General features: G+C 57.5%; 3 protein-coding genes and 2 pseudogenes. 4 read left to right on the top strand and 1 reads right to left on the bottom strand.

Annotation, left to right across the window (positions count from 1 at the left end; genetic code table 11):
* The first annotated feature begins 840 nt into the window (after nt 1-840).
* From parA to PQQ53_RS24150, 3 genes and pseudogenes are all read left to right on the top strand, one after another.
* Nucleotides 841-1,503: a ParA family partition ATPase gene (parA, locus tag PQQ53_RS24160; protein WP_121319770.1), complete on the top strand. Its 663-nt coding sequence runs from the start codon at nt 841-843 to the stop codon at nt 1,501-1,503.
* Between the two features lie 25 nt (nt 1,504-1,528).
* Nucleotides 1,529-1,640, top strand: a pseudogene (locus tag PQQ53_RS24155) (ParB/RepB/Spo0J family partition protein); the annotation flags it as partial.
* A 74-nt stretch (nt 1,641-1,714) separates the two neighbouring features.
* A pseudogene (locus PQQ53_RS24150) lies at nt 1,715-2,584 on the top strand (ParB/RepB/Spo0J family partition protein); the annotation flags it as partial.
* Nucleotides 2,585-2,630: 46 nt separating this feature from the next.
* Here PQQ53_RS24150 and PQQ53_RS24145 read toward each other — a convergent pair.
* A complete protein-coding gene (locus tag PQQ53_RS24145) occupies nt 2,631-3,980 on the bottom strand; it encodes a replication initiation protein (RefSeq protein WP_408141887.1) in 1,350 nt (449 codons plus the stop codon).
* A 2,077-nt stretch (nt 3,981-6,057) separates the two neighbouring features.
* Here PQQ53_RS24145 and PQQ53_RS24140 point away from each other — a divergent pair.
* The gene (locus PQQ53_RS24140) at nt 6,058-7,284 is read left to right on the top strand and encodes a DNA-binding protein (RefSeq protein ID WP_408326704.1); all 1,227 of its coding nucleotides are present in this window, start codon (nt 6,058-6,060) and stop codon (nt 7,282-7,284) included.
* Nucleotides 7,285-7,300 lie beyond the last annotated feature (16 nt).

Genomic DNA, 7,300 nt, shown 5'->3' with positions numbered 1-7,300 from the left:
GGGGGGTGGGGGCTGGTGGGGCAGTGGGGCAGTGGGGCAGTGGGGCAGTGGTAGTTATGCGCATAAACTGTATCGCCGACGCTGACATACTCAGCCGCAGCCGCCCTGAACTCTGTCCCGGCCACGAAAAACTCCGGCGCGTTCACATTCGATCGATTCCCGTGCACGCATCACTCCGCGGTTTCCGCGCCTAATCTCATCCCCTTGCCTGACACGTCGGCGACTCTCGGTTACGAGGAGATGAACTGAAACCATCCGTCATTTCAAACGAGATACCAGGCCCCTAACTAGATTCACACACATTGCCTGCATCGTCCGAGGGTCTTTCATCTACCTCGTCGCGAACATTCGGGGAACGCCCCAACGATCGGAAAGTGACCGACGAACCTCTTGTTACTTACCATCGCTGTGGCGACCTCTCCAGACGACCCATCGAGCCCGCTCGCACGAGTAGACTTTATGCGCATAAAGTCCTGTCACATCGTCCATTGGCCTCCGGTCGCGCGCTAGTCCACATTGGCTGGGCACTTACTCTCCCATGAGGGCTTCGGGAGAATGCCCATACCAATCCCGCCGCGCGCAGCGAAATACCAAAATAAAATGCCCGCCAGTCGGAAGCCGATGCAGATTCGCACGCCACATTCCTTTCGTTTGAGCACTCCCGAACCAGCGCCCGTCCACCTAGCCTACCGCCGCCCTCACAGCCTTTCCCGCCCTCATGCTCTTTATGCGCATAAACCTATACCGAATGGCCAATTTCGATCTTGAATTCATAAAAACGATTGAAATGAAAATTCATCCAGGTAAAATCCATTTGCGTCTAAAAAGAGGAGGTGGAATTTGGCAGCAGAAATCATCGCGGTAACACAACAGAAGGGCGGGGTCGGGAAAAGCACAATCGCGATGCATCTCGGCGCCGCGTTTCACGAGAAAGGCAAACGCGTCCTCGTCGTAGACGCAGACGGTCAGAACACATTGATCCACTGGGCCAGCGCATCATCAGACGGAGACACCGGCATCCCTTTCCCGGTCGTCAACCTCTCGGAAGCAGGCAGCCAGATCCATCGTGAGATCAAGAAGTTCGTGGCTGACTATGACATCATCGTCGTCGACTGCCCGCCGTCCATCACCGAAAAGGTTTCTGGCGTCGTCCTGCTTGCAGCGAGCGTTGCAGTCATCCCCACATCGTCATCGCCCGCCGACTACTGGTCGAGCATCGGATTGGTCAAGCTTGTCCAGCAAGCCCAAGTGATGAACGAGGACCTGCGCGCAGTCTTTCTACTCAACAAGACCGAAGAGAAACGGATGCTGACGCGCGAACTGAAGCGCGCGTTGGAAGAACTCGGCTTTCCTCTGCTCAAGACCCAGATTCCGACACGTGAAGCCTACAAGCAGGCAATGGCATTAGGGCAGACGGTACTTCAGATGAACGACCGGGGCGCCAAGCTTGCCGCCCTTGAAGTACGGGCGTGCGCGAACGAGATCGCCGCCTTGCTCCCGTGAAATTTATGCGCATAAAGGACCCTGAATGAAACCCTCCCAATTCGCCAAAGGCTTTCAAGCACGTCCTGATACGACCAGCAGCGAAAAGCGAACCGCGCTCGACCGTCTGAATGCGATCGACGGTCTTGTCAGGAATAGCCCCGGAAGCAGTGAAGCCGCTGCGCGTCCAATTGCCACCGTGATGCCGCCGAGCGCCCCGGAAACCGATGCCGTCCATACGGCCAATGAATCGGCCGCCTATCGCGCATGGAGAATCGAACACGGGTACAAGCCTAATCAGGTTATCGAGCTTGCGCTGAAAAGCATCAAGCCTAGCCCGTTCAATCCCCGGCACTTCTACCTTAAATCGTCAATTGCGGACCTCGCTGTCAATCTCGCCAAGCAGGGCCAGCAGCAGGCAATTCACGTCATTCCCGACTACGACAGTCCTGGCACCTACTTTGTCAGCGATGGCGGTCGGCGTGTGCGCGCCCTGAAAGAGGCGAACAAGGAGTCCGTGAAGGCGATCGTCATCGATCTGCCAATCGGTATTCAGAGCTACAAGCTGGGATACGACCTCAACGTCCAACGCGATTCGCAGACAGTGTTCGACAACGCAGTGGTCTGGAAACGCTTTCTCGACGATCGCCATTTCCAGAGCCAGAAGGAACTTGCTGAGCATCTCAATCTGGACGAATCGACTGTCGCCGTCGCATTGTCCATCGCCAAGTTGCCTGAGCCCGTCATGCACGAGATGGTCGCGCGTCCCGACCGCTTCGGTTCAAACATGGCCTATCAGGTGGGTCGATACCATTCCGCCCGAGGTGCCGACGCGACACTGCGGTTGATCAACAAGATCCTCTCTGACGACCTGAGCACGCGGCAAGTCGCGGATATCGTGAAGGGTAGGGTGAGTGCACAGGAAAGCGTTAAACCGGCAGGTCGACAACGCTATGCACAGCGCCTGGAAATCAAACTCGAGGGCGTGTCGGTGGGCGATCTCAAATCGTACGGGGATGATCGGATCGAACTGCGCTTGAAGGGACTCACGCGTGAGAAGCGTGATGACATCCTGCGGCAAATTGAAAAGATGCTGAAGTAAAAGAGCGGGGCGGCGCACTATCGTCGCCGCCTACCTCTTCAAAGAATCAGGCTGCGCGCGATTGGCTCAGCGTGAAGGCGAGCAAGTCGCCGTCGGTCGGTTCGCCCCAGGTCTTGCGTGCGAGCCAATCGAAAAAGGCCGTTTCGACAATCTTCGAATCCAGCCCGCGACGACGCCAATCGTCTCGCATGTGTGTACCGAGTCCCGGCAATTCGTCTTCTTCAAACGACTGCCGTGCGATCTCCCTTTCCGCCTCGCCTTGCTCGTTGTACAACTCGTATGCTTCTTTGCGACGATGTGCCGAATATTCACCCAACAATCGCGCTTTGAGATCATCTGCCGGCGCGGCGACCGCGGCCTTCCCGCCACTGCCTGACGACAATGCTTCGACGGGCGGCGCATAACCCTTCTTCAATGCGTCCTTGAACAGCGCGGGCGCGCTGCGCACAGGCGGCAACGACGTGCTGCGCATGCGTTGCTCGGTCATCTGCAACGCGGCGCGAATACGGTTTTCTTCACTGTCGGCATACAGCGTTTGCGCTTCTTTCAGCGGGATGCCGATCTTCACCATCCGGTCGACCAGCGTGCTGTCGAACACATTCGGATGCTCGTCGAGTGCGAGCATTGGCTGCTTGCGCTCGGTCACGCGAAACTGAATTTCGGCTACTCGCCGCCCTTCGCGATGCTCGATCAACTCGACGAAGATATTGGTGACCGCGTTGACTTCAGCAATCGCCGGCCGCAAGTAATCGCGCTTGAAGTACTTGTATTCGCGTTTCGCTTCGTCGCCAGCTTCGGTGTCCGGCGTGCCCGACAGAATAGGGCGCCACCATTCCCACGTCTCACGCATCGTCAGATGGCTCGGGTTGGTCAGATAGCGCACGCAAATCTCGTAAAGCGCTAGGCCCGCGCTGCTGCGCAGTTGGCTCTGGAACTGCAGACTCAGACGCGCATACTGAACCGGGTCGAGCAGCTTCTTCTTGATCTTCGGCGCGAACGAGAATTCCACCCAGACGCGGCGGGTAGTGGGGTCTTCGAGAATTTCCGCGTCGGCGATCAGCGTCGAAATGCCCCATTTACGACCGGGCTTCTGGCTGGACGTGCCCGTGCTCCATTCGACCTGCACCGACACCATGCGCCGCAGGTGCTCCTTGACGAGCGCGGTGTCGTTCGAATCAAACGCGGAATTGGCGACGATGTCTGACAGCAAGGCTCGGTACGTGTCGCCCGACTCGTCGGCTTGCTGAGCCACGGCGAGGAGCACGTTGAACAGCTTGCGGGTGAGCAGCGTGATTTTGCCGCTCTTCGGCTGAATAGCGATCGCCTCGACGGCTTTGCGCAATTCCGCGGAGCTCGGGCTGACTACGTCGGTCTTCTTCGCGCGCTTCGTGGCCATGCGTCTGGTCGAGGAGGGATTTGGCGAGAGCATACCGGCTGTGGTGATACGCGTCTATAGTGCGACTCTCACCGTTCCCGGTGAAGTGAGTTTACGAGGCACGACTCACCTCGAACAACTCCCGAAAACCCTCACCTCAGCCGTTTGGCACCAGGTTCGGGCCATCCTTACGGGTCGCGGCCTCCGCAAATTCGCACTTTTTCGCAACGTGCGCGAACGGGGAGCATTCAATCCCGAATCTCCTCACCATAAAAAATTTCGTGCATTTCAGGCGACGTCGCCTCGAAGTTCGAGTGGGACTGATGCCGAAACCGCGCTCCGGGGTGCTTCGTGCCGTTTCGTGCGTAAGCAGGGGAGCAGCGACAAGATCTCAATGGCGTCGGCGAGCAGAAGTTGCGGCGAGGTTTTGCCTGATGTGCGCGGCCTAGAGTGCACCGGGATAAGGCCGTAGCGACTTCCGCTCACAGACTGCCTGCCCGCCGGGATAGCCGATCCAAGCGACGCAACAGGCGCTCTGCGCCGTGCGCCGCCGGCAACTTCTTACCGAGCGCGTCCGAGGTGCCCGTAGCGTCGCCCTAATCCTCCCGCAGGTACGCGCGGCAATGCCGACAGCGTTCGAAACCACGTCAACACCGTTGGCGAAATCGACCGAAAAGACTGCCCTTGGTGAGGACGTGACGCATCGCTCGCACTGTGCCCCCGAAAAAGCTCACCTTTGCACACCGCGAACGCTTGGAATGATGCGGGCTTCCGAGGCATCGAGCCCAATATCCACCCCGAAACAATCCCGGAAAGCCTCACCTTTGAGCTTTCCGGGCAGCGTCGCACATCTCCGGGAGAGCCTCCCGAAAAGCCTCACCTTTGACAAAACCAACCAAATATTTCAACAATTTCAAAGACTTAGGATCGCCAAAATAGCAGGGCAACCAATGTGCGCCCCCGTATTTCCTCACCTCTAATCCTTTTCTTCTGAAAAGGGCGTCTTCCAAACACTTTCTCGAGGGTCCCGAAAAACCTCACCAATAAAATTTGGCAGTCACAAAGCAGCGTTAGCGAAGGCGGCATCCGTAGGGCCTTTTCAGGCCTCGGGCACCGTTTTGATCCCGCATTTCCTCACCTCAGCCATAAAAACCTGCTCAGAATCGTCCTGAAAAGCCTCACCTTTGACGGAAACCAGGCAATTCAACCAGCAGCAAATCCCGCCGCAGACGACCTCCCGAATTTCCTCACCTTTCCAATTCCAACAACTGGCAGCCCGAGGCCGCAGCCGTCAAATCTCCCACTTGAGCGCCTACAAGCTCCCGCAAAAGCTCACCTTGCGCCCCGGAATGCACAAAATTATGGCAAAACCGCCCCTTGGCCCTGTAAAGTCTCACCTTCGGTTCACGTTTTCTCCCGACTTAGCTCACCAAAGGAGTTAACGGGCTCCAAATATGACCGTAAACCTCGTTCGCCGATGCTCCCGAAAGCGCTCACCTTTGACCCGACGCACCTCGGAAGAGACTTTTCAAGCACGATCGGGCTCCTCACGGCAATCAGGTCCTGCAAAATCTCACCTTTGGCCGACCCCATGTTTACGCGGTCTCCCGAACCCGCTCACGTTCTGTCCCGGAGCCACTCACCAAGGCCCCCGAACCCCATCACTCAAGTTTCCCGCAAAACCTCACCACGTCTCCCGCAAAGCTTCACCTTACCGGGCTAGAACCCTTGCCAGATAAGGCTTTGCCGTGGCGTTAACGTTTTTAACATGGGTTCAAAGGTGTTTACTTTTATTACTCTCTAGCATTTCTCCCCGCGAGTCCTCCGGACCAAGCCTTCACCCCAACGTTGCCCTCATCGAAAGTTCGTGAAACAGTGCGCGACCGCTGAGAGATCAGCAAAAAAGCTTTCTGTACAAAGACTTATTGGTTATTCTTCGTTTTGTTTCACGGAAAAAACCAGCAGGTGCGAGTCAATCGGTCTCCGTAACGCTCAAAAACACATCAATTCAACAAAACCCCCACGCTCCGAACAAATAGGTAGCAAACGTTACGTAAATTGTTATGATCCATTCAATTCGAGCGACATCGAGGTTGACATGAATCTGGACCAGGAACGACAAGCCATCCGTGGCGAGCTTGAAGCGATGCGTGCGCAAGGCGTCCGGCGGCAGGACTTGTCTCTTCATGCATGCAAGCGCCTCTTTTTCGATCTTGGCGTCCGCCCATCCATGGCGGCGGTTCGTGATCTGACGCAAACCGGCAGTGCAAGCGATATTCCGAAGGACATTGACCACTTCTGGGAACGCATCCGGAACGTGTCGCGTGTGAAAGTCGGTGCCGGCGCCATTCCTAAAGCTTTGGAAGATCGCGCCGGCGAACTATTGGGCGCGTTGTTCGAAGAAGCGGTTGCTCACGCGCAGACAACGCTCGTCGGCGAACGCGAGGAAATCCGTGCGCAAATCGCGGCCGCCGAGCAACGTGCGCGGGACGCGGAAATTCGCCGGGATGCCGCCGACGAAGCAATCAAGCGCAGCGAGCTCCGCGCCGAAGCAGCGTGGGAGCGTGTTCGCGCGCTCGAAACCGAGCTATCCAGTGCAACCACGCACGGAAATGTTCACCAGGAAGGCTTGCAGTCGACGGTGCATCGACTCGATCGGGAAAACGAAGCGCTCCGTCAGCGTCTCGATAATGAACTGGCAACCAACGCCACTTTGCGTGACCGGATCGACGCATTGCATATCGAGCTGCGCCAAAGCACCGAACACTATGCGCAACAGATCAAGGACGCGGTCGCCGAGGCCGAGCGGCGCGTCAAGCCGATGCTGGTCGAACTCGATTCGCTCCGCAGCATGGCTGCGACCTATCAATCGGGCGTTCGCGACGCAAGTCGCAAGGAATTCGAGTTTATTCAGCAAATCGCGGCGGCCAAGGCGCGCGGCGATCGACTCGACGCTCAGTTGCGTGAGCAATCGGACGAGGTGGATGCCTTGACGAAAGAGGTCACCGTGTTGCGCGGCCGACAAGGTATCGATCCGGCAATCGGCGGCTTGATTTGTTCGCTGGTCGAAGCGGGGCGGCTCACGAGCGACGAGCTGCGCGTAATCGGCACAGCAGCGGACGGGCATGTCATGCTGCCGCAACGATGCCCGAAATGTGATGAAGGTGAGCCGGAGTTGTCGCAAGTCGATCACCGCTTCGAGCTGCTTTGCCCGGAATGCGACCACTCGTCGGGACTCGGCGAATCAAGGCTCGCGGCGGTCAGCCGCTTTTTGTCGAGTGACTCGGCCGCTACGCCGGCACGCCAATTCGACGCGGTGCGATAGCGGATAAAACGTCAAA

This window comes from Paraburkholderia strydomiana (assembly GCF_046030495.1).
GTDB lineage: Bacteria > Pseudomonadota > Gammaproteobacteria > Burkholderiales > Burkholderiaceae > Paraburkholderia > Paraburkholderia strydomiana_A.
The sequence above is the reverse complement of the archived record's forward strand: the minus strand, read 5'-3'. Positions and strand labels throughout refer to the sequence as shown.